Origin of the sequence: Candidatus Sororendozoicomonas aggregata (genome assembly GCF_031528575.1) — a bacterium.
GTDB classification, from domain to species: domain Bacteria; phylum Pseudomonadota; class Gammaproteobacteria; order Pseudomonadales; family Endozoicomonadaceae; genus Endonucleibacter; species Endonucleibacter aggregata.
This window is the reverse complement of sequence record NZ_JAVLSP010000012.1, coordinates 1-23,162: the sequence shown is the minus strand read 5'-3', so window position 1 is coordinate 23,162 and position 23,162 is coordinate 1. Positions and strand designations below refer to the sequence as shown.

19 protein-coding genes are annotated in these 23,162 nt (G+C 47.2%); 13 read left to right on the top strand and 6 right to left on the bottom strand.

What is annotated here, in order from left to right; all coding sequences use genetic code 11:
- Positions 1-84 precede the first annotated feature (84 nt).
- Both V4C51_RS04055 and V4C51_RS04050 read left to right on the top strand, forming a co-directional pair.
- Positions 85-1,596 (top strand): sialidase family protein, encoded by a 1,512-nt coding sequence (locus V4C51_RS04055; RefSeq protein WP_330924850.1) that lies wholly within the window; start codon positions 85-87, stop codon positions 1,594-1,596.
- A 290-nt stretch (positions 1,597-1,886) separates the two neighbouring features.
- Positions 1,887-2,753: a hypothetical protein gene (locus V4C51_RS04050; protein WP_330924849.1), complete on the top strand. Its 867-nt coding sequence runs from the start codon at positions 1,887-1,889 to the stop codon at positions 2,751-2,753.
- 124 nt (positions 2,754-2,877) lie between these two features.
- Here V4C51_RS04050 and V4C51_RS04045 read toward each other — a convergent pair whose 3' ends face one another.
- Positions 2,878-3,615 (bottom strand): hypothetical protein, encoded by a 738-nt coding sequence (locus tag V4C51_RS04045; RefSeq protein WP_330924848.1) that lies wholly within the window; start codon positions 3,613-3,615, stop codon positions 2,878-2,880.
- Between the two features lie 661 nt (positions 3,616-4,276).
- Positions 4,277-5,011, bottom strand: a complete 735-nt coding sequence (locus V4C51_RS04040) for a hypothetical protein (RefSeq protein WP_330924847.1) — start codon at positions 5,009-5,011, stop codon at positions 4,277-4,279.
- Positions 5,012-5,753: 742 nt separating this feature from the next.
- On the opposite strand from V4C51_RS04040, the gene V4C51_RS04035 reads away from it, so the two are divergent.
- Positions 5,754-7,133, top strand: a complete 1,380-nt coding sequence (locus tag V4C51_RS04035; RefSeq protein WP_330924846.1) for a sodium-dependent transporter — start codon at positions 5,754-5,756, stop codon at positions 7,131-7,133.
- 10 nt (positions 7,134-7,143) lie between these two features.
- On the opposite strand, the gene V4C51_RS04030 is transcribed toward V4C51_RS04035, so the two are convergent.
- Positions 7,144-7,896: a hypothetical protein gene (locus V4C51_RS04030; RefSeq protein WP_330924845.1), complete on the bottom strand. Its 753-nt coding sequence runs from the start codon at positions 7,894-7,896 to the stop codon at positions 7,144-7,146.
- Positions 7,897-8,313: 417 nt separating this feature from the next.
- Positions 8,314-10,155: a dihydroxy-acid dehydratase gene (gene ilvD, locus V4C51_RS04025; RefSeq protein ID WP_330924844.1), complete on the bottom strand. Its 1,842-nt coding sequence runs from the start codon at positions 10,153-10,155 to the stop codon at positions 8,314-8,316.
- An 897-nt stretch (positions 10,156-11,052) separates the two neighbouring features.
- Between ilvD and V4C51_RS04020 the strand changes: the two genes are divergently transcribed.
- The 7 genes from V4C51_RS04020 (at position 11,053) to trpC (ending at position 18,271) form a co-directional block, all read left to right on the top strand.
- Entirely contained in the window at positions 11,053-11,835 is a 783-nt protein-coding gene (locus V4C51_RS04020; RefSeq protein WP_330924843.1) for a hypothetical protein, read from the top strand.
- Between the two features lie 435 nt (positions 11,836-12,270).
- Positions 12,271-13,065 (top strand): hypothetical protein, encoded by a 795-nt coding sequence (locus V4C51_RS04015; protein ID WP_330924842.1) that lies wholly within the window; start codon positions 12,271-12,273, stop codon positions 13,063-13,065.
- Between the two features lie 330 nt (positions 13,066-13,395).
- Entirely contained in the window at positions 13,396-14,184 is a 789-nt protein-coding gene (locus V4C51_RS04010; RefSeq protein WP_330924841.1) for a hypothetical protein, read from the top strand.
- A gap of 144 nt (positions 14,185-14,328) precedes the next feature.
- The gene (gene trpE, locus V4C51_RS04005; protein ID WP_330924840.1) at positions 14,329-15,837 is read left to right on the top strand and encodes an anthranilate synthase component I; all 1,509 of its coding nucleotides are present in this window, start codon (positions 14,329-14,331) and stop codon (positions 15,835-15,837) included.
- Positions 15,828-16,406, top strand: a complete 579-nt coding sequence (locus tag V4C51_RS04000) for an aminodeoxychorismate/anthranilate synthase component II (protein WP_330924839.1) — start codon at positions 15,828-15,830, stop codon at positions 16,404-16,406. The genes trpE and V4C51_RS04000 overlap by 10 nt, the downstream gene beginning before the upstream one ends.
- Before the next feature lie 14 nt (positions 16,407-16,420).
- Positions 16,421-17,458, top strand: coding sequence for an anthranilate phosphoribosyltransferase (gene trpD, locus V4C51_RS03995; protein WP_330924838.1), 1,038 nt, complete (start codon positions 16,421-16,423; stop codon positions 17,456-17,458).
- Positions 17,459-17,464: 6 nt separating this feature from the next.
- Positions 17,465-18,271, top strand: coding sequence for an indole-3-glycerol phosphate synthase TrpC (trpC, locus tag V4C51_RS03990; RefSeq protein WP_330924837.1), 807 nt, complete (start codon positions 17,465-17,467; stop codon positions 18,269-18,271).
- A 146-nt stretch (positions 18,272-18,417) separates the two neighbouring features.
- On the opposite strand, the gene sodC is transcribed toward trpC, so the two are convergent.
- Positions 18,418-18,942 (bottom strand): superoxide dismutase [Cu-Zn] SodC, encoded by a 525-nt coding sequence (gene sodC, locus V4C51_RS03985; protein WP_330924836.1) that lies wholly within the window; start codon positions 18,940-18,942, stop codon positions 18,418-18,420.
- A 151-nt stretch (positions 18,943-19,093) separates the two neighbouring features.
- Between sodC and V4C51_RS03980 the strand changes: the two genes are divergently transcribed.
- Positions 19,094-19,504, top strand: coding sequence for an OsmC family protein (locus tag V4C51_RS03980; RefSeq protein WP_330924835.1), 411 nt, complete (start codon positions 19,094-19,096; stop codon positions 19,502-19,504).
- Between the two features lie 463 nt (positions 19,505-19,967).
- A complete protein-coding gene (locus tag V4C51_RS03975) occupies positions 19,968-20,339 on the top strand; it encodes a hypothetical protein (protein WP_330924834.1) in 372 nt (123 codons plus the stop codon).
- Positions 20,340-20,559: 220 nt separating this feature from the next.
- On the opposite strand, the gene recQ is transcribed toward V4C51_RS03975, so the two are convergent.
- Positions 20,560-22,158: a DNA helicase RecQ gene (gene recQ / locus V4C51_RS03970; RefSeq protein WP_330924833.1), complete on the bottom strand. Its 1,599-nt coding sequence runs from the start codon at positions 22,156-22,158 to the stop codon at positions 20,560-20,562.
- A 207-nt stretch (positions 22,159-22,365) separates the two neighbouring features.
- Between recQ and V4C51_RS03965 the strand changes: the two genes are divergently transcribed.
- Positions 22,366-22,926 (top strand): YecA/YgfB family protein, encoded by a 561-nt coding sequence (locus V4C51_RS03965; protein ID WP_330924832.1) that lies wholly within the window; start codon positions 22,366-22,368, stop codon positions 22,924-22,926.
- The last annotated feature ends 236 nt before the right edge of the window (positions 22,927-23,162 follow it).

The following is a 23,162-nucleotide window of genomic DNA, read 5'->3' as shown; positions in this document are numbered from 1 at the left end:
TAATCATAATAAGACCAGCCCGATCGGTTTTGTACCCTCAGCGTGCTGCTTATTTATCAATTACCGGTCACAACGGGTTCAGAGATGAAAATTTTATATTCCCTGGTAATAATTGTTTGCAGTGGATTGCTGGTTACAGGCGACATTGCCGCGCAACCTTACACCTACAATCACGCAAAAGTTTCGCTCTCAGATGATGGGAACAGGCTTGAAGACATATCAGGCGTTCTATTGCTTCCTGATGATATACCGTTGTGGTCAAGGCAATCCAGAGAGTATCAGCCTGGCGATCTGTCAAAAGATCTGTCAAAAGACGGCTTTTTCAGGGGACCTACCCCGTTTATTAATCTTCCCGAAACGTTTAAGCGCCATACCCACCAGCACCAGCCAAGCGTTACATCCAATGAAAAAGGTGAGTTGTTGGTTGCTTATTACTCAACACCCTCAGCAAAACAAGAAAAAAGCCTTGAACTCACTGTTCTGGCCAGCAGGTACAACTATAAAAACAAGCAATGGGAACAAGCCAGCGAGTTTTTTAAGGTCGATAATTCTAACGACCATGGAACGGCACTTTTTTATGACGATAAAAACAAGACCCTTTACCATTATAACGGTATCGGAAAACCCGGGGTAGAAGGGTGGGCAAAGCTGGCTTTAATACAGCGCGCAAGCACTGATTTTGGCCGAACATGGACTGAACCTGACATCATTGACCCGGTATTTGCCTATCGTCATCAGGTGATCAGTGGGGCTTTCAGGCGAGAAAATGGCGACCGGGTGCTACCGTGTGACAATACTGACGGGGGATTGGGGGGGACAGCTTTATATTTACACACAGGTGATCAGTGGGTTGATTATGGCAAGGGGGAAAAAGAACCCTTGTACTACACAGGAAAACAGCCAGAAGACCTTGGTTCAGTAATGGGGAATATATGCGGTATTCATGCCGGTGTTGTTGAAGTGTACCCAGAGGCAAACGAACCCCCACGCCTGCTGGCCCTCGGTCGTGCGGACCCCACATGGGTGAAAGCGTTATGGAAGGCGGATCGTTCACATTATAAAGAAGGTCATATGCCTGTCAGTCGTTCAGATCAAGCAGGCATTAACTGGTCGTATGCTCTGACAGGGTTGCCGGCCATAGGCAGTGGTCAACGGCTCGGGTTGATCCGTTTAACGGATAAACTCACATCAGGGCGATCACCTCTGCTGTTAGTGTCGTTCACAGGTCTTAGAAACAGAGATCGCAATGAAAATAACCCAGCTGAGAACACCAACCTCGGTCCGGCCATGGCCTTTATTGATAACGACGGTCATCAAATAGAATACCGGGGACTGTACGCTGCTTTGAGCTATGATGAAGGGCAAACCTGGCCGGTAAGGAAACCTCTGACGCCCGCGGATGGCAAAACGTATGACGGCGGCGCCTGGACCGGCAGGTTTATTGCCACAAAAACGCAGGGAGAACCTGCCGGCTATGTCACCTTGACACAAACCCCCGATGGCACGATTCATCTTCTGACCAGCAGACTGTATTATTCGTTCAACCTGCACTGGCTTGAGAATCATTCTTTATCCTGGCAGCCTTCCGGGGAATGAAGCCCGCTATTGTCAGGCGTTTTAACGCAGAGCTGGCGTTCAGTTTTCAGCCTCTGCTCCTAAGAAGCAGTCTAAAAATAACTTCCCGATTTTCGTTCACCCTGAGCTCTAAGCTTGCTGAAGAGTCGAACGGTGATGGCAGCGAGCTTCGACAGGCTCAGCCCGAACGGCAAAACTGGGAAGTTATTATCAGACTCTTACTAAAGCGGCGTTAGAAAAGACGATTGGTATAAAGTTATCTCTGTCTGTTGTCGATCAAGATAATAAGGAAACTCCAGAGAGCGGGCACCATGAATAAACACTTCTTGCTGACAGCTACAGCCATCTTCTTAAGTGGTTGTGTCAGTAAGTCTGTCCATTATAACGAGGCGTGGTCAAAGGCTAAGAACCTGACCAATACGGCAGGTATGTCCTTTCAGATTCATGACCAGCAATTGCCGGAGACTGCTTACAATAAAGAAGGTCAGTTAATGGACTATAAGCTAAGCGGTATCTCTCATCCTGCTTATGGTGGAGCCAGTGGGATAGCCGGTGTCAGCATTGCCCCCTATGGCGCTTATGAAAGCTTCTACTGGGGATGGGGCGTACCCGGTGCCAGCCACAGAAAACATCATCGGCTATTTGCCTGGATGCCTGAAAACCAGGCGATGGATGAAATGCATGCCCGGCAGGTATTGGAAAACCTGGTCGTCAAAATGTCAACCATGGTACTTCAGGAGATGCAGTATCAGCTGCAACCGGTAAAAACACCTTTTATCCATATGGGGCTTCCTTTTCAGCAATGGTACCTTGAGCGCAGTGACGGTCAGTGCTCATTCGAGCAAATGAACTGTATGTTAAGTGTCTATATTCCTGAACCTATTGGACCGGTCATTACGCCGCCTTTTTCCTACTATGCGACGGCAGGGCAGAATGCCTGGTTATTCCACGTTGCTGATGAGCAGCGTTATCCAAGAGTTGCCCTTACCCAGGGCGACGGTCTGAAGAGCATGGAAGAAAATGTGTTTTATCAAAAGCTCAGCGCTCGCATGCCCGGATGGGCATACCTTTATTTGGCACCAGCAGAAGTAGGGATAGGGGATAAAAATAAAACCATTGGTTATCCGTATCTGCTTGAAAAAGGTAAACCTTTACTTTTTGTTCGCCCTGTGCGGTAAAGCTGCTGGCGCCTGAGCGTTTTGACAGGCTGCTTTACTGGCAATATTTATTGCCCCAGCATAAACCGCTTGTCAAAGCCAGGTAAGGGCCATACAGGAGTACTGGGTCAGTTGGGTGTTTAACTCAAATTACCGCCCAACCATCCGACTCAAGTGTTTTCATCTCGTCATAGCCTACAGGCATTTCTCTTTCAAAAAAGCTGTTAGAACGAATAATATTTACCAGAAGATGGAGATGATTAAAAAATGCGGGCTCACGTGCATTAATAGCGTTAAAACCCATGCTCTTTGCTTCTAGAAGATTGTCAGAGGAATCATCAAAAAGATAAACCATTTCAGGTCTGATAAAACTCCAAAGATCAAAAGCTTTACTGGCACTGTGCCGTGTGTTATTGCTTGAACTATTTAGGAACGCACGAAAACGTTCTAACGCACGGCCCCTGTAAGATTCGTATTGCAGACCTCTGTCAGCAAGCGAGTACCTGGACACAACTCTTATACTTGAAGCAACTGTCTGTGAAGCACCATAAGCTTCTATAAAAAAGCGCCTGATAGCCTCTGGCGTATAACGCCCATTGGTAATGACCACGATAAATACTGACCGTCCCATCATGGGATAGTTATCATTCAATGCAAAAACAAAATTCCGCATCATCCCAACAGCAAGGGGGTATTGAAGGGTTTCAACCGATTCTCCCGACATAGGCATGGCCAAAACGGTGAGTGGACTCTCTCCTTTTTCATTTTTCTGACACTCTGTTAAACGGGCTTCACGATCCCATAGACTTCCCTGGGGTATATTCTCACCAGTCTTTGAACAAACCAGAGTGTCGTCAAAATCGAAAGCTATCACCAGTCGCATAACAAACCTCAAAACATCATTGCCGTGGATTTGTCCGTAAATAACATCCCTGTTTCACGCCATTTGGGGTACAGTCGTGTGGCTCCAGGAGGCTGTCGGACTTATGCTTTCGAGCATAAAATTCAGTAGGGCGAGTCAGAATTTTCGATCAATTCGTGCGAATAGTTGATCTATTTAAGCAAATTGATCGGAAATTCTGGCCGCACTTTTTCTTACTTTCTCGTACTTTCTCGTACTTTCTCGTACTTTCTCGTACTTTCTCGTACTTTCTCGTACTTTCTGGATTTTAGGCCAAAATTGTCTTAAGTCCGACAGGCTTCTGGTTTAGCTGTTATTTATCAAAGCAGGTTATCATGCTTCCCAGGCAAGTCAGAAGCGTGTTTTCGACTTCTTTAAAATACGTTGTCAAGATACCAACCGTCCTCCTGAGTCTGGATCGTCGTTTTTCTCCATGTAATGCTTTGCGGCTTCGACTGTCTCAAAAGGTCAGCCTTTACTTTTTATTCACCCTGCTCAGTAAAGCTGCTGGCGCCTGAGTGTTTTGACAGGCTGCTTTACCGGGAATCATTCATTCCCATAGTATAGATAGAATAGATAGTATAGGTAGCATCAAAACCGAGTAAGAGTTATGTGAACGCAATGGGTCACTTGAGTATTTAATTCAAACTACCGCCCAACCATCAGTCTCGAGTGTCTTTATTTGGTCATAGCTTGTATTATGTATGCCGCCAAGAAAACGTTCAGAACGAATAATATTCACCAGGAGATTGAGGTGGTTGAAAAATGCGGGTTCACGTGAATTAATAGCGTTAAAACCTTTTTCCTTGGCTCCCAGAAGGTTGTGAGTAAGGTCATCAAAAAGATAAACCATTTGAGGAGTTATAAAACTCCAAAGATCAGTAGCCGTGTTTTCATAGAGCCTTGGTCTATGACGTGAACTATTTAAGAATCTACAAAAAGTTTCTAATGCGGTTGCCCTGTTAATGTTGTATCGCAGGTCTCGATCATGATGACAACACCTTGAAACAACCCTTATACCTATAGCAACGTCTTCTGAAGCACCGTAAGCTTCCATGAAAAATCGCCTGATAGCCACTGGCATGTATGATCCGTTGGTTATGACCACTACAAATACTGATCGTCCAATGACGTGTGGGTTATCATTCAATGCAAAAACAAAATTTTTCATCATCCCACGAGCGAGGGGGTATTGAATGGTTTTAATCGATCCCGATTTAAGCGTGGCTTGAATGATGATCGGCTCCTCTGACTTATGCATTTTCTGGCAGTGTGTTAAGAGGCTTTCACGATCTTGTCTACTTCCAGCAGTCACATTTTTATTATTTTTCATGCAAACCAGAGTATCGTCAAAATCGAAGGCTATCAACAGTCGCATAGCAAACCTCAAAACATCATTGCCAGGTATTTTACCGGAAATAGCGCCTCCTCTCTTTCACGTCTTCATGTCTTCACGTCATTTGGGGCGCGGCTGTGTTGTTCTACTTTACCTATAATGAGACCATGGTGATGTGCTTGCGCCAGGTCACTTGAGTATTTAATTCAAACTACCACCCAACCATCCGTCTCGAGTGTTTTTATTTGATCATAGCTTGTATTATGTATGTCTCCAAGAAAACTTTCAGAACGAATAATATTCACCAGGAGATTGAGAGGGTTAAAAAGTGCGGGTTCACGTGAATTAATAGCGTTAAAACCTTTTTTTAGATTTAGTTCCAGCAACCCTGTTCTTATCAGATTTCACGCAAACCAGAGTGTCGTCAAAATCGAAGGCTATCAACAGCCGCATAGCAAATCTCCAAACACCATTGCCAGGGATTTTTCCGAAAATAACGCCTCTGTTTCACGCCATTTAGGGTGCAGCCGCGCGGTTTTACTTTGGCAGTCATTTATCAAAGCAGGTTATCATGCTCTCTATGCGCTGGAGCGTATTGTCGACTTCTTTAAAATACGTTGTCTATTCGCGCATGGATGATACCAATGACATGGGAACAAGGGGGCGATGATAGACCTGCTGTGCTATAGTGGCGTGAAATAAATAACACCAATGGCTTACTCTAACCGCGCCTGTAGAGCTGACTAACAAAGGTCTTTGGTATAAAGCACACGAGGATCGTATTTTGCCTTCATTCGGTCATGGGACAGTGATACCGCCTTCTTCAACGCGCGGCCAATTCAGTTCCCGACTCGGGTTTATCATCTCTGCCGCAGGCTGTGCGGTGGGCATTGGCAATATCTGGAGTTTCCCTGCCCTCACCGCTGAAAATGGGGGCGCGGCCTTTGTATTGGTCTATCTTGTCATGTCATTCACCCTTGCCTACCCGGCGCTGGTGGCAGAGCTGACCATCGGGCGCTTCAGTACGTCTGACCCGGTGACCGCGCTTGAGCGTATTAATCCCCGTCCGCTGTGGCAAAAGCTGGGTAAGTTGACAGGTTTAGCGGCAATGACGACCATCACACTGATTTACAGTTTCTACAGTATTGTTGGAGGCTGGTTTATTGGTTTTAGCGTTATCCCCGTTGCTGACGGGTTAGGCTTAAAGGGCTTCGGAGAGTCAATGGGCGCATTTTCTACCGTATTTTCTCTCCTGTTTATGCTGGTTTTTATGCTACTGACCACGTTAATGGTGACCCGGGGTGTGAAAGAAGGTATTGAACGATGGTCCAGTCGTTTGATGCCTGCTTTGTTTGTTCTTTTATTGGTGCTGATTGCTTTTGGGTTGACCCGCGAAGGCGGTATGGAGGGGGTAAAGGTCTACCTGTTGCCGGACTTTTCACGGTTATTGGACTCAAAACTGCTCATCAGCGCACTGGGGCAGTCATTTTTCTCCATGTCCCTGGGGGTTGGGGCAATGATGGTCTATGGGTCTTATCTGAATAAAAACGCGAATATTCCAACAACAGCCGCCCATGTGGCTGTCCTTGATAGTACGGTGGCTTTTATGGCAGGGCTACTGGTGATACCGTGCATGTACGCTGCGATGCGTCAGGGCATAACCATCTACGCTCCTGATGGCTCGCTGCTCAACGCTGACGCACTGGTGTTTGTCGTTTTGCCCGCACTGTTTAAGCAGCTTGGGGTAGCTGGTCAATGGGTATTTTTTGCCTTTTTTGTACTGATGACTATTGCTGCGTTAACGTCCTCTATCGCTATGCTGGAAACGCCGGTTTCTTTCCTGGTTGAACGGGGCAACCTGCGACGTAACACTGCTTGTTGGTTGGTAAGCACCATTGCCGCAGTGATCGCCTTCGCCATTATTATCCATAGGGATACCCTGTTGTCCCTGACGGTAAAAATAACAACTCACTACCTGATGCCCCTGCTTTGTCTGGCTACATCAATATTTTGTGGCTGGCTAATGAGGCAGGACCGGTTGTTAAGTGAAATTCGTCGTGGTTTTCCAGACGTGGAGACTCACCTGTTTTGGACAATATGGCCCTGGTATATTCGGATTGTGTGTCCTGCGCTGATATTTTTGCTGGTGTTAAACAGTTTTTAACTGTTGAGAATCAGAGAGGCAAAGGCCCACTGACGACTGCCCAACCATCAGCCTCAAGTGCCTCCGCATCGTCATAGCTTATATCAGGTATTCCCTTAAAAAAGCTTTCAGAACGAATAATATTCGCCAGCATGATAAGATGGTTGAAAAATTCTGGTTCACGTGAATTAACAGCAGTAAACCCCGCACTACTTGCTGCCTCACGGTTTTCAGGATTATCATCAAAAAAATAAACCATTTCAGGCCTGATAAAACTCCAAAGATCAGCCGCTGCATTATAAGACTCTTGTCTATTATCTGAACTATTCAGGAATTGACAAAAGCCTTCCAGCACGTTGTTGATGATAGCATTGTACCGTAGACCTCTATCACAATGTGCGATACTGGTCACAACTCTTATACTTGCGGCAACCGGCAGTGAAGCATTGTATGCTTCTATGAAAAAGCGCCTGATAGAGTCTGGCGTATAGCGTCCCTTGGTAATAACCATGATAAATACTGATCGCCCAACGATCTGTGGGTTATCGTTCAATGCAAAAACCAAATTCCGCATGACACCAACAGCAAGGGGGTATTGAAAGGTTTTAACTGGATCCTTTTTACTGTTCAGGGCTGGAATTAAGAGGGGTTCCACTCCTTTTTCATTTTGCTGACACTCGGTTAAACAACTTTCATAATCATTTCTGCCTCTAGGAATCGCATTCTCATCCGTCTTCTTGCAAGCCAGCGTTTGACTAAAATTGAAAGCTATCACCAGTCGCATAGCAAGCCTCCAAACATTACTGCTAGGAGCCTGACCGAGAATAGCGCCCGTAGCGAGGATTACGAGAAATTGAGGATAAAAATTTCTGCTTCTGAGGATAATAGTGGGGCTATTTGACGAAGAAGCAGGAATTTTCAGACCAATTTATCGCAACCGCAGTAGGGTAGTCTATTCTCGGACAGGCTCCTAGGGGTTTGTTCAAAAATAACGTCTCTTTTTCACGCCATTTGGGGCACAACTGATATTCTGTTAAACCTCCACTTGTCAGTTGACTTACCTTGAGATAGAAGAAAAGTAAATCCTGTGACGTTAATGTCAGCGCCCCTCAGCTGTCTGCATGAAGCAGAAACATGGTCAAAGCCGTAAGAAAATCGTTGTTTAATTGGACTTCTCCAGTGATCTGGCTGGAGGAGGATGTCAACGCAGCTTTTCAATATCCCGAACAGCGCCTTTATCAGCACTGGTTGCCATCATGGCATAGGCTTTAAGGGCTGCTGATACCTGGCGGGGTCTGTCCATTGCTGGTTTCCAGGCTTGTGAACCTTTAGCTTCCATTGCCGTTCGCCGCTGGCTCAGCTCTTTGTCACAAAGCAGGACATTGATTGAGCGTGCAGGAATATCAATACGAATAATATCACCTTGTTCAATCAGCCCTATGGCACCACCGGCAGCCGCTTCGGGTGACACATGACCAATGGACAAGCCAGAGGTGCCACCAGAAAAGCGGCCATCGGTTAATAACGCGCAGGCTTTACCCAGCCCTTTTGATTTCAGGTAGCTGGTGGGGTATAGCATTTCCTGCATGCCAGGGCCACCACGGGGGCCTTCATAGCGGATGACCACAACATCCCCGGTTTTCACCTTGCCATTGAGAATATCATGCACGGCAGCATCCTGGCTTTCACAAATGTGGGCAGAGCCCTCAAACACCAGAATATTGTCGTCAACCCCCGAGGTTTTAACCACACAACCCTCTTCGGCAATATTACCGTAAAGGACAGCTAAGCCCCCTTCTTCACTGTAAGCATGTTGATGATTGCGGATGCAGCCTTCTTTGCGATCATCATCCAGCGTGTCCCAGCGTGTGCTCTGGCTGAAGGCTGCCGTGGTTCTTATGCCGGCAGGCCCTGCACGGTAAAACTGTTTTACCCCCTCATGCTCGGTTTGAATGATATCCCATTTTGCCAGTGATTCACGGAATGAGGTACTGTGTACGGTGGGAATGTGGTCATGGAATAAACCCGCACGCTCAAGTTCGCCTAAAATAGCCATTACCCCACCGGCACGATGAACGTCTTCCATATGATACCGTTGAATATTCGGTGCAACCTTGCACAACTGGGGGACTTTGCGCGAAAGACGGTCAATATCCTTCATAGTAAAAGGGACGTTACCTTCTTGAGCGGCTGCCAGTAAGTGCAAAATAGTATTGGTAGAACCGCCCATGGCAATATCAAGGCTCATGGCATTCTCAAAAGCTTCAAAGCTGGCAATGGTTCGAGGCAATACACTGTAATCGTCTTGTTCATAGTAGCGTCTGGTTATCTCAACGATGATTCGACCAGCGTCCAGGAATAGGCTTTTCCTGTCAGTATGGGTTGCCAGCATGGACCCATTGCCAGGTAATGATAAGCCCAATGCTTCGGTTAAACAGTTCATGGAATTGGCGGTAAACATTCCTGAGCAGGAGCCACAGGTTGGGCAGGCAGAGCGCTCAATTTCTGCAACGGTTTCATCATCAGCATCAGAGGCAGCAATGACCATGGCATCCACCAGATCCAGTCCATGACTTGCCAACCGGGTTTTTCCGGCTTCCATAGGGCCGCCAGAGACAAAGATCACCGGGATATTTAACCGCATGGCCGCCATCAGCATCCCGGGAGTGATTTTGTCGCAATTGGAAATACACACCAAAGCGTCAGCGGTGTGAGCGTTCACCATGTACTCGACGGAGTCTGCGATAATATCGCGACTGGGCAGGGAGTAAAGCATGCCATCGTGCCCCATGGCAATCCCGTCATCCACGGCGATGGTATTAAATTCTTTAGCGACACCACCGCGGTTTTCAATTTCACGACAGACCAGTTGTCCCATATCTTTCAGGTGGACATGCCCCGGCACGAACTGGGTGAATGAGTTGGCAACAGCAATAATAGGTTTACCAAAATCATCATCGTTCATGCCTGTTGCGCGCCAGAGCGCACGGGCACCGGCCATATTGCGGCCATAGGTTGAGGTTTTGGAGCGATAAACGGGCATGAACAACGATTCCTCTACAGCGTACCTTGTCGTCGGGTATCTTATAGGCCCTCACCGACTCCCTGGAAGGACTGACACCTATTAATAGCAGGAGGATAAGCCGGTGAGATTTTGTAATCAATGGTTTTTATGCAAGAGATAAAGTAACGTTAATTTGATGCTCTCAAGGTAGAAACCATCGAGATCGCAGAATAAATTGGTGAGGGACATAGAGTCTTTCTGACTAGGAGCCTGTCGGACTTATGCTTTCGAGCATAAAATTCAATAGAGCGAGTCAGAATTTTCGATCAATTTGTGCGAATAGTTGACCTGTTTAAGCAAATTGATCGGAAATTCTGGCCGCGCTTTCTCGCGCTTTCTCGCGCTTTCTCGCGCTTTCTCGCGCTTTCTCGCGCTTTCTGGATTTTAGGCCGAAATTGTCTTAAGTCCGACAGGCTCCTAGCAACTTTAATCAAAAAGGAGAACCCTGAAAAAGCCGGTGCTTTATTGGACAGTGTTATAGAAATAAAAAGTTATAGAAATAAAAAGACAAAAAAAGGTCATAATGAACATGGTTAACCTCCGATGCGCTTCCAGCAGGCTTTGGTACATGTGATACAAGATTTGAGTAGGAATTACGCTGCTGTGTTAAACTGTAAGCAGCTTGCTACCGTTTCTGTGATTGATCCACCCGTATGGGAGGCATTTCCAATTTTTAATTATTTTAATTATCTTAATTATTTATTCAAAACATAATGCTTCACCTTGAAAAGGGGTCAATCTCGCCAGGCTAAGACTGCTGTAACACTTCCATCGCCATCATGCCTGCGAAGGGGAGGAGGTTCAGATAATAGGCTTCAGCGCGCGCAGTAGAGGGATCACGGTAGTTTTTCATTTGTCTGTATCAGGATTTATGACATGATTGACAATAAATTTGAAGAGGAAGTGGCCGGCTCGTCAGGTGAAACTGAGGAGAGGGGGGGCAGGTGTGATTTTACTTGCATCGTGGAAAGTGAAGCCCTGGAGCTTTTTGTTCATGCAATGATGCAACCGCCTGTTCATACCACCCTTTTCAAGTATTTAGCATTTGAAGATATCGCTAATCTCAGACAGGCTATTATACATTGTCATACAACCAGTAGTTTCCTGCGTGGCATTCTGTTATACGATGGTTTGATGAGGATAGTTCCTTATCAGACGAGCCTGGTGCGTGGGGTTGAGCCTTTACTTGCACAAATCAATAGTTGGAAGATTTGTAATAAGAGCAGCACTTCTTCAAGAAAAAAGCCGAGGTGGACTTCCCAGAATTCTCTGGGTAAAGAACTTACGGTGTTACACCTTATCTCTTACCGCCGCAAAAAGGTAAGAATTCCGGCGTTGCGAGGGGCCTATGGGGGGGGGACTCCCGCGAGTGTTTTTAGCTCCTGCGTTATGGCCGGTGAGTTAAACGACAACACTTTTTTTCATCTCTCATTCAAACATGATACAGCCGAAGAAAAAAACGAGGGAATAGCGATATTTGCCCCAACGTATCAAGTGTTAATAAACCGCTTGATTCGCCAGGGGTTTATCGATCATTTCATTAATAATTTTAATACATCTCACGAGCTAAAAAAATTAATCAAAGAAGCCAGTGCTGAAAAAGCCGGTACTGTATTAAAGGATGCTATTGAGATAAAGCCAGGCATGAAGTCAGGATGATGAGAGTTAGCATCCCTGGGTGTGTTAACCTCTGGCACAGGGCTTGAGTAGAGAATACGCCGCGTCACATCTGTGCTTAATCTGCCACCGTTTTTTGTGTAAGATCCATCTGCAAGAGAAGATTTTTCCACTTTCCACTTTCCACTTTCCACCTTTTTAACCCTTTACCTGAATTCAAAACATAAGGCTGCGCCCTGAAAAGGGGTTCAGTCTCGCAAGGTTCCAAGACTGCTGAAACACTTCCATTACCATCATTCTGGCCGCACTTTCTCGCACTTTCTCGCACTTTCTCGCACTTCCTGGATTTCAGGCCGAAATTGTCTTAGGTTCGACAGGCTCCCAGGGAAGGTAAGGCTGTTCAGGTAATAGATGCCAGCTTTTGCAGTAGGGATAACGATAGCATTATTAGCAGTTAGCTTTACGAGGGTCTGTGACATGATTGAACCTGAAGAAGCGGTCAGCCTGTTAGGTGGAACTGAATCTGAGGAAGGAATGGTCAGGCATGAGTTAACTTGCATCGTAGAAGCCAGGGCCCTGAAGCTTTTCGTCCGTGCGATGCTGCAGCCGCCTGTTCATACCACGCTTTTTAAGTACCTGGATTTCAAAGACATTAGCAATCTCAGACAAGCTATTTTGTACTGTCACGCAACGACTGAACTGCGTGGCATTCTTTTATACGATGGCTTAATAAGGGTGATTCCTTATAGTATAAATCTATGTCATTTGCTTGAGCCTTTTCGTGCAGAAGTTCAGAGGTGGTTGATATCTGATGAAGATAACGATTCCTGGAAGGCCATGACGAGAAGGGGATACAAGCCCAACCCGGGTAGAGAGCTGAGGGTTATCCATCTGCTCTCTTACTCACGCAAAAGGGTTAAATTATTAGACCCGTTGCCAGAGGGGCAGGCGTTCGAGGGTGTTGATCCTGAGTATAGAAACTTCTGCAGAATGGGCGGCGAGTTAGATGACAACACTTTTTTTCATCTCTGTTTTATAAATAGTTCACGTTCAGATTTTAGAAACTTGGGTTGTGTAGTCTTTGCCCCAACGTATAAAAGTCTACTAACACGCCTGACTCCGATGGTTCCCCTGAATTTTTTAGCTAGTTTCGTTAACCAATTAAATACATCCCACGAGCTGAAAAAATTAATCAAAGAAGCCAGTGCTGAAAAAGCCAGTACTGTATTACAGGGTGCTATTGAGATAAAGCCAGGTAAGAAATCAGGGTGATGAGAGTTAGTGCTTCGAGCTGGCCATTTCACCTCTGGCTCAACGCCTGAATAGAGACTACGCCGCGTCACGCCTGTGCTTAATCTGCCACCGTTTTTTGTGTACGATCCACTTGTAAGGGAAGAATTTTCGACTTCCACCCTTTATAACTCTTTATTCAAAACATAAGCCTGGCCCTGAAAAAGGGGCCTGTCTCCCAAGGTTCCAAGACTGCTTCTTAAGTCCGACAGGCTCCTGGCGAAGGTAAGGCTGTTCAGATAATAGATGCCAGCTTTCGCAGTGGGGATAACGGTAGCATTATTAGCAGTTAGCTTGACGAGGGTCTGTGACATGATTGAACCTGAAGAAGCGGTCAGCCTGTTAGGTGGAACTGAGTCTGAGGAAGGGATGGTCAGGCATGAATTAACGTGCCTGGTGGAAGCCAGAACGCTGCGGCTTTTCGTTCATGTAATGGAGCAGCCGCCTGTTTATACAACGCTTTTTAAGTACCTGGACTTCAAAGACATCAGTAACCTCAGACAAGCTATTTTACACTGTCACGCAACCACTGGCCTGCGTGGCATTCTTTTATACGATGGCTTAATGAGGGTAATTCCTTATCCGGTGAGCCTGGTAGGTAAGATTGAGCCTATACTTGCCGAGGTCAATAACTGGCGGATCACTAACGATACCGAGAAAAGTTCCTACAAATCCATACAAAGAAGTGCTTTTCAGCCCAGCATGGGCAGAGAGCTTAAGATTATCCATCTTATCTCATACTGCCGCACCAGGAATAAAGTAACACGACCGTTGTCAGAGGAACAAATCATGGGTGCTGCTGATCCTAAGCACAGTAATTTCTGCCTTATGTCCGGTGAGTTAGACGACAATACTGTTTTTTATTTATCCTTTCGAAATTCGCCACTCGAAATAAAACGGGGTTTTGTGTTATTTGCCCCAACGTACAAAGGATTAGTACACCGCCTGGCTCGCCTTAACAAGTATTTACTGGAAGATTTCGCTGACTGCTTAAATTCATCCCAAGAGCTGTCAAATTTAATTCAAGAGGCTAGTGCTGAAAAAGCCAGTACTTTATTGGGGAGTCTTATGGAAATAACAAGAAAGAAAAAAAAGTCATAATGATCATGGGGAATTCCCCCATGTGTTTTCAGCGGGCTATGGGATGTCTGGCACAAGGTTTCAATATAGAGTACTCTGCGTCAAACCTGTACTTAATCTGCTACCGTTTTTCTGTGACCGATCCACTTTCAAAAAGAGAGCCATATGACGCCTGAAGATTTTGCCCATCTGGCCAGCAAGGGGTACAACCGTATTCCGGTGAGTCGTGAGATACTTGCTGACCTTGATACCCCGTTAACCACCTACCTTAAACTGGCCAATGGCCGTTATTCTTATCTGCTGGAGTCTGTGCACGGTGGTGAAAAGTGGGGGCGTTACTCCATGATTGGCCTGCCTTGTCGCACGCTCCTTCGTATTTATGGTCACACCGTTGAAGTCGAGACAGACTCAACCGTGGTTGAGAGTCATACCGTTGATGACCCATTGGCTTTCGTCAAAGCGTTTCAGCAGCGCTATCGTGTGGCTGAGCTTCCCCATCCGCAACGCTTTAATGGGGGATTGGTGGGTTATTTCAGCTACGATACTGTCCGGTATATTGAGCCACGACTAAAGGCAACCACACCGCAAGACACTATTGGTACACCGGATATCCTGTTGATGGTTTCTGACGATATTGTGATCTTTGACAACCTCAGTGGTAAGCTGATGTTGGTTTCCCACGCTGACCCGGCAGAGTCCGACGCGCTGCAAAAAGCAGAAGCAAAGCTCAATGAGCTGGAATATCGGCTTCAGTCACCCTATGTTATACCCACGTCGCACGCTAATGACCATCAGGTAGCAGAGCAGGATTTTCTCTCCAGCATGGGGCAGGCCAGTCATAAAGACTATGTGGAAAAAATTCGTGAGTATATTCTCAGTGGTGATGCCATGCAGGTGGTGCTGTCCCAACGCATGAGCATTCCCTTTGACAGTGCCCCCCTTGATTTATATCGTGCGCTGCGCAGCACCAACCCATCCCCTTACATGTATTACATGGATTTGGATGACTTCCATATTGTCGGCTCATCGCCAGAAATTCTGGCACGACTGGAAGACGGTGAGGTTACTGTTCGTCCCATTGCCGGAACCCGTAAGCGAGGTGCCACAGAGGCACGGGATAAAGCCCTCGAAGCTGAATTACTGGCTGATCCCAAAGAGCTGGCGGAGCACCTGATGCTCATAGATCTTGGCCGTAACGACGTGGGACGTGTAGCAAAAACGGGCACCGTTAGTCTGACGGATAAAATGATCGTGGAGCGCTACTCCCATGTGATGCATATCGTCTCAAACGTCACCGGTCAGATAAAACCGGGGCTTGACGCGCTGGATGTTCTGAAAGCTACCTTGCCTGCTGGCACGTTAAGTGGCGCGCCCAAAGTTCGGGCCATGGAAATTATTGACGAAATGGAGCCGGTTAAACGCGGTGTCTATGGCGGTGCTGTGGGCTATCTGGCCTGGAATGGCAATATGGATACCGCCATTGCTATCAGAACGGCCGTGATCAAAGACCGACAGTTGCATATACAAGCTGGCGGCGGCATCGTAGCAGATTCCATTGCCGAGCTGGAATGGAAAGAAACCATGAATAAAGGGCGTGCTGTTTTTCGGGCTGTTGCAATGGCTCAGGCAGGGTTGAACAAAAAAATGCCAGAGGAGCCAAACTCATGTTGTTGATGATTGATAATTACGATTCGTTCACCTGGAATCTGGTGCAGTATTTTGGTGAGCTCGGTGCCAGCGTTGAGGTGTACCGTAATGATCAAATAACCCTGGCTGACATTGAACGACTCAAGCCCGATCATATAGTGATTTCCCCGGGGCCTTGTACGCCCAATGAAGCGGGTATTTCCATGGCTGTTATTGAACGGTTTCAGGGTGATATTCCGCTGCTCGGTGTCTGCCTTGGGCACCAGAGTATCGGGCAGGCTTATGGCGGCAAGATCATTCGTGCCCGAAAAGTGATGCACGGGAAAGTATCAGCGGTATTTCACAACGATAAAGGGGTCTTTGCAGGCTTGCCTAATCCTGTCAAGACCACCCGCTACCACTCGTTGGTCATTGAGAAAGAGAGTCTGCCTGACTGCCTCGAAGTGACTGCCTGGACGCGTACGGATGACGGTCAAGACGATGAAATCATGGGGGTACGCCACAACGCATTACCCGTTGAGGGTGTTCAGTTTCATCCAGAGTCTATTATGACCGAGCTCGGTCATGAGCTACTCAATAACTTTTTACGCCGATAAAAACAGACCTTTTTATGCATATTAAAGAAGCTATTGCCTGCATTGTTGAGCACCGTGACCTTGGCGGGAGTGAAATGGTCAGTGTCATGGAGCAGATCATGGCAGGTCAGTGCTCTGATCTTGAGATCAGTGCTTTTCTCACTGGCCTGCGAATGAAAGGTGAAAGCCTTGATGAGATTACCGGCGCAGCCAGGGTGATGCGCGCTCTGGCAACGCCGGTCAGTGTCGATATTGAACACCTGGTGGATATTGTTGGCACAGGCGGTGACGGTGCGCATTTATTCAATGTGTCATCGTCGTCTGCTTTTGTCGCTGCCGCCTCGGGTGCCCATGTGGCCAAACACGGTAATCGGGGCGTTTCCAGCGCCAGTGGCAGTGCGGATCTGCTGGAAAAAGCCGGTGTTAATTTGGCCATCTCGCCAGAGCAGGTGGCAAAGTGTGTTAAAGAAGTGGGTGTTGGTTTTATGTTTGCTCCGGCACATCACAGCGCCATGAAAAATGTTGCCGCTGCGCGTAAGCAGCTGGGGATTCGCACACTGTTTAACATCCTCGGCCCCTTGTCCAACCCTGCTGGCGTAAAAAATCTGGTGGTCGGCGTATTTTCCAAAACACTGTGCAAACCCCTGGCAGAGGTGTTTCGTGAGCTCGGTAGTGAGCAGGTAATGGTCGTACATTCTGGTGATGGTCTGGATGAAATCAGTCTTGCCACTGAAACGCGGGTTGCTGAGCTTAAAAACGGCAAGATTGCGCAGTACACCATTAGCCCCGAAGCCCTTGGCATCAAGCGCCAAAGCCTTGAAGGCCTTGAAGTTGACGGGTCTGAAGCCTCCCTTGCGCTGATCAAAGATGCCCTGGGCCAACGGGTGGGGCAGCATGCGCCAAAAGCGGCTGATATGATCGCCCTGAACAGTGGTGCCGCTATTTATGTGGCCGGTGTCGCCGACTCACTGGCCGAGGGTGTTGCCATTGCCAGGGAAACCATTATGAGTGGCCTGGCCCTTAAAAAAATGCGGACCCTGGCTACTTTCAGCCAGGGTTTTAATCAGGAATAATGCGCCATGTCCTTACCCACCATCCTGAATACAATTATCACACGTAAACAGGAAGAAGTGGCCTTTGGTCAGCGAAAATTGCCATTGACAGAAGCGCGAGCCAGGGCAGCTGATTGTGCGCCTGCCCGCGGTTTTGCCCAATCGTTGACGGCACGGGTCGCTGCCTCAAAGGCGGCTGTGATTGCTGAAGTGAAAAAGGCTTCCCCGAGCAAAGGCGTTATTCGTGAGAATTTTGACCCGGCGAGTATTGCGGCAAGCTACGAGCAAGCGGGCGCAACCTGCCTGTCGGTGCTGACCGATCAGGATTTTTTCCAGGGGCATGCACAGTATTTGCGCCAAGCCAGGGCCGCCACTTCACTGCCGGTTTTGCGCAAGGACTTTGTGATTGACCCCTGGCAGCTCTATGAAGCTCGTTTGATGGGCGCTGACTGTATTTTGCTTATTGTTTCTGCTTTATCCGACGGGCAGCTGCGTGATTTTAACGGTATTGCCCAGGAGCTTGGGATCAGTGTTTTGGTGGAAGTGCACGGCGCCGAAGAGCTGACCCGGGCGCTGCCGTTACCTGATGCCTTGCTTGGCATCAATAATCGCAACCTGCACACGTTTGAGGTTAGCCTGGACAACACTTTCTCATTGTTACCTGCTATTCCTGAGGGACGGCTGGTGATTACTGAAAGTGGCATTCACAGACAAAACGATGTAAAGGCAATGATCGACCACAATATCCGTTGTTTCCTGGTGGGTGAGGCTTTTATGCGTGAGCCTGAGCCAGGGGAAGGATTACAGCGGTTATTTTCTGATTATTTATCGTAGCAGCGGAAAAACAAGTAGTTTGGAGGGGGCAAAACGCACGACTTGAGACACTCATACGAAACAGGGATACAAGACAAAGGTTATCTGTTCAGGCGGCTAAACAAAAGACAGTGTGGCACGCTCAAAGACAGCCACACTCACCGCGTTTAGTTCATTACGCCACATGATACCCTGGCGCCACCACCACCCATAGGGGGGGTATCTGTATAATTATCACCACCCATATGAATCATTAGTGAATGTCCTTTCAGGTCTTTCATGGTAAGGCGCGGGGCAATCACTGCCATATGAATTTCGCCTTTATCATTGGCAATCAAACGAGGCAGGTCGCCTAAATGCCCATTACCGTAGGGTCCGGCATGTTTTTTTGTATGGTGTGGGTCAAAATGACCATCAGCAGCTAATGCTGCTACGAGCTTGCCTTCTTTTTCACCAGCAGCACAAGATGGATTTTGATGAATATGGAAACCGTGTTCCCCCGGTGTAAAGCCTTTTAAATCTACCTGAAACTGTACACCTTTTTTCGTCGGCGTGATAATAATATCCCCCATGTCAGCCCCTTCGCCTGTATCTGAGACCTTATGCATTTTTACAGTCACTGAATGTTTCGCGCAACCTGATAGTAACAGGAAAAGAGCAGTGGCAATCACTGCCATACCTCTAGGCTTCATAGCGACCTCTCAACATATTTTCAACATCAAGCATAGTTAGCTTTTCAAGGTTGTCAGGTACGCTTACACAATCACAAGGTTGGCGATGTTGGTCTTTGGTCGTTTTTTCTATACCCTTGCCTCCTCTACTTTTTTACAGGAATGGTTATAGATGAAAGCCCAGGTAAAATGGATTGATAACAAACGCTTTGTTGGTATTAGTGGCAGCAATAACACTATTGTGATGGATGCTGACAAGCAAGCCAGGACGGCTGGTAGTCCCATGGAAATGGTGCTTATGGGGCTTGGTGGCTGTTCATCGGTGGATGTTATCAGCATTCTCGAAAAATCCAGGCAGGTCGTTCATCAATGTTATGTTGAAATGTCAGCTACCCGGGCTGAGACTATTCCTGCGGTATTCACACATATTCATATGAACTTTGTCGTAGAGGGAGAAAATATTAAAGAAGCTCTGGTCAAGCGCGCCGTAGGTTTATCGGCTGAAAAGTATTGCTCTGTGGCGCAAATGCTCGGGAAAGGCGGCGTTGAGATAACGTGCGGTTATACCATTACGTCTATCTAACAATAAATAGCATCAGGCCAAGTGACCGAGATGGGTCATAACACTACCCAATCCCACCTGAACGAGGAGCCTGTCGGACTTATGCTCGAAAGCATAAGTCCGACAGGCTCCCAGACAAGGATTCACGTTTGTTTGACTGACCAGCGGCTGTCTGAAGCATTGTCTATACTCTTCTATCTCGCAACCCATAACCGGCCATGAGTTGCCAGGAGCCTGTCGGACTTAAGGCAATTTCGGTCTGAAATCCAGAAATAGCGGCCATATTTTCCGATGAATTTGCTTAAATAGGTCAACTATTCGCGCAAATCCATCGAAAAATCTGACTCGCGCTACTGAATTTCATGCTCGAAAGCTTAAGCTCAACAGGCTCCTAGAAAGGGAAGATACGCTTGCGACCCGTTGTTGGCTGATCTTTTGTGGCATAGAAATTATCCAAAGCACAGTTTCTTATTAATAAGGATAAATGATGAAGGTAACTTCTTTCTATACGCTTGGTTTGTGTCTTTTTTTGTTATTGGGCGGATGTGGGTCTAATTCACCCAAAGTTACCATACTGAATCTGCCTAAAAATGAGTTTCAAGCGGTAGTGAGTGCTGCCTCCGAAATAGACGCGGTAACCAGTGCCAACAAAGCTGCCGGCAAACGATGTCAAGCCATGGGCAAAAACGTAGTCTTGATAAAAATAGATACAAAAAAAATCGAACCAGAAGCAATAGACAAAGCGATTGGCAAGACTGCTGAAGTGATACAGGCTATTGATCCGGTCGTTTTTTTTCTGCCTAATGTCAAAAGTGAACCCACTTTTCACACCAAAATGAGGTTTAAGTGTCAATGACGGACTATCCGTCTAATGAGGGTGTCGTAAAACGCCTGATAATCCATTATTTTTGGCGGAGTGATTATTTTTCTGCGGGCATTCAGGTTGACAGCACAACAGTTTCGTTAGAAAGGTCAATGGGTATCAAAAGCGGCTAACTGCTGGACTCCGGTCAAACAGTGTATCAGAAAATACCTGTGGGGTGCCGCCTACGACTCCTCTGGCAGCTTGTCCAAAACTAGCCGAAGTCGTGCAAATAATCAGAGATACCCTTAGCTCTTTCCTCTGCTTTTCCTTTAATAGGCTGTTCATAACGGTCTTTTCGAAAGTGAATTGTCTGATCACCTTTAAGCAATGGTTTGCACGTTGGGTGAAGCTGAAGGGCACCATAGCCGTCTGTATCGACATTGATCAGTCTCCGAGCCACAAGCTGGCGAAACACTGAACGCCACTGGGTAATGGATAATGTCTGGCCAATACCAAACGTACTCAGGTGTTGATGCCCGTACTGGATCACTTTGGCTGTCTTTTTACCAGTAAGCACATCGATAAGATGGGCAGCATTAAAGTGCTGCCCAGTTCGATAAACACAGGAAAGCGCCTTTCGGGCGGCCTCTGTACCGTCCCATGTCTTCACAGGCTCAAGACATAAATCACAGTGCCCACATGTTTCTTCAAGGGGTTCGTCAAAGTAATTCAACAACGCCTGTCGTCGGCAACGAGTCACTTCACACAGCGCCAGCATGGCATCAAGCTTTTGTTGTTCTACCCGTTGAATCGCCATACTGGCTGTGGATCGGGACTGAATTTGCTGCGACAGCACCACATCCTGCAAACCATAAACCATCCATGCCGTTGCCGGTAACTCATCACGGCCTGCCCGTCCGGTTTCCTGATAATAAGCTTCAATACTGCGCGGTAAGTCCAAATGGGCGACAAACCGCACATCAGGCTTATTGATGCCCATGCCAAAGGCAGTGGTAGCGACAATGATAACACCTTGCTCCTTGAGAAAACGTGCCTGATGAACCTTACGCTGTTCAGCAGGCATGCCTGCATGGTAGGGTAGCGCCTTTGTTCCCCGTGATGACAACCACCGGGCCACATCTTCCACCCGTTTTCGTGACAGGCAATAGACAATACCGGCATCACCAGGGTGTTCTTTTTGCAGGAAGCGCAATAGTTGTTGCCTGGCCTGTTTTTTTTGACCAATACGGTAAAAAATATTGGGTCGATTAAAACTATCGATAAAAACACGGGCATTATTCAACGACAATCGCTCAATAATTTCCTGTCGGCTTCGTTGATCAGCAGTGGCTGTCAAGGCAATACGAGGCACTCCCGGGTATCGCTCTTTTAAACGAGACAGCTGCAAATATTCCGGGCGAAAATCATGCCCCCACTGGGAGACGCAGTGGGCTTCATCAATAGCAAACAAATTGACACGGACCTGATCCAGTAGGCGCTGGCAAGACACCGTTAACAAGCGCTCCGGCGCGACATACAAGACATCAATGTGTCCCGTTAGCAGCGCCTGCTCAACCTGTATCTGGTGATGATAATCGATCCCGGAGTGTAAGCGCTGCGCATTGACACCGAGCTGCCTCAGTCCTTCCACCTGGTCTTCCATGAGGGCGATCAACGGTGAAATAACCACCCCAACGCCCGGGCGGGCCAAAGCTGGAATCTGATAGCATAATGACTTGCCACCACCGGTTGGCATTAAGACCATGGCATCGCGGCCCGCCAGCACTTCAGCAATAGCCTGCTCCTGAAAACCTCGAAAAGTGTCATACCCAAACGTGTTTTTCAGAATCGCCAAAGCTGATTCGGACATAGGTACCCCATATGTGTAACAAACAGTGTTATCCCAGGCTATTTCGAAACTGGAAAAACTGGAAAAACTGGAAAAACTGGAAAAACTGGAAAAACTGGAAAAAGAGTATAACCACTTCCCGTTATTGATATCAGCTGTTTTTGATTGCTTTAATAACCTGCAAGCAGCACGTAGAATGTGCTTCTTTTTACTGTCAGGATTTTGATCATGGCTGACCTTGAGCAACACTTCAAGGACTTGATTCAACAACATGCAGTCGGCGCTGATCCTATGCCATACCTTTGTGCCCATGGCTTTATGACCGCACAGGCTATTTGCGCCAGCCAAAACACGCAGGATGACATCATTGCGGTAATGCTTGATGGTGAAGCCAGGCTTTCCACTGAAGCTCGTGCAGACTTTACAACCCTCCTCACCCGGTTAACGCACAGTATTGACCGTGCTTTTCATGAGGAAGAGACCGTTGGCCTGCCCTTCTCTATGAACGACCAAGGTCATCTAGCTGACTGGTGTACAGGCTTTATGGAAGCACATTTTCTTGCTGAAAAGCGATGGTTTGAAGCCCATGAGCAGGAGGTCTGCGAATTACTGCTGCCAATTATGCTGGCTTCAGGCTTGTTCAGTGATGAGCCAGACTTTCAGCCTATTCTCAGTGACGAACAACTGACAGAGGATATGGTTGAGCAGATTCCCGACGTTTTGATGGAGCTGTATTTAATGTTCAATTCGCCGGAAGACATTCGTAAAGAAAGTAAAAGCATAAAATGATGCTATGCTGTGACAACGCTTCTGGCCGCACTTTCTGGATTTTAGGCCGACATTGTCTTAACCCGGATATTTCATAAACTGCCCTTAGAGCCGCAAGGAGCAAGCAAGGCCAGGAGCATGTTTATGAAATATCCGGGTTAAGTCCGACAGGCTCCTAGGAGCCTGTCCGAGAATAGACTACCCTACTGCGGTTGCGATAAATTGGTCTAAAAATTCCTGCTTCTTCGTCAAATAGC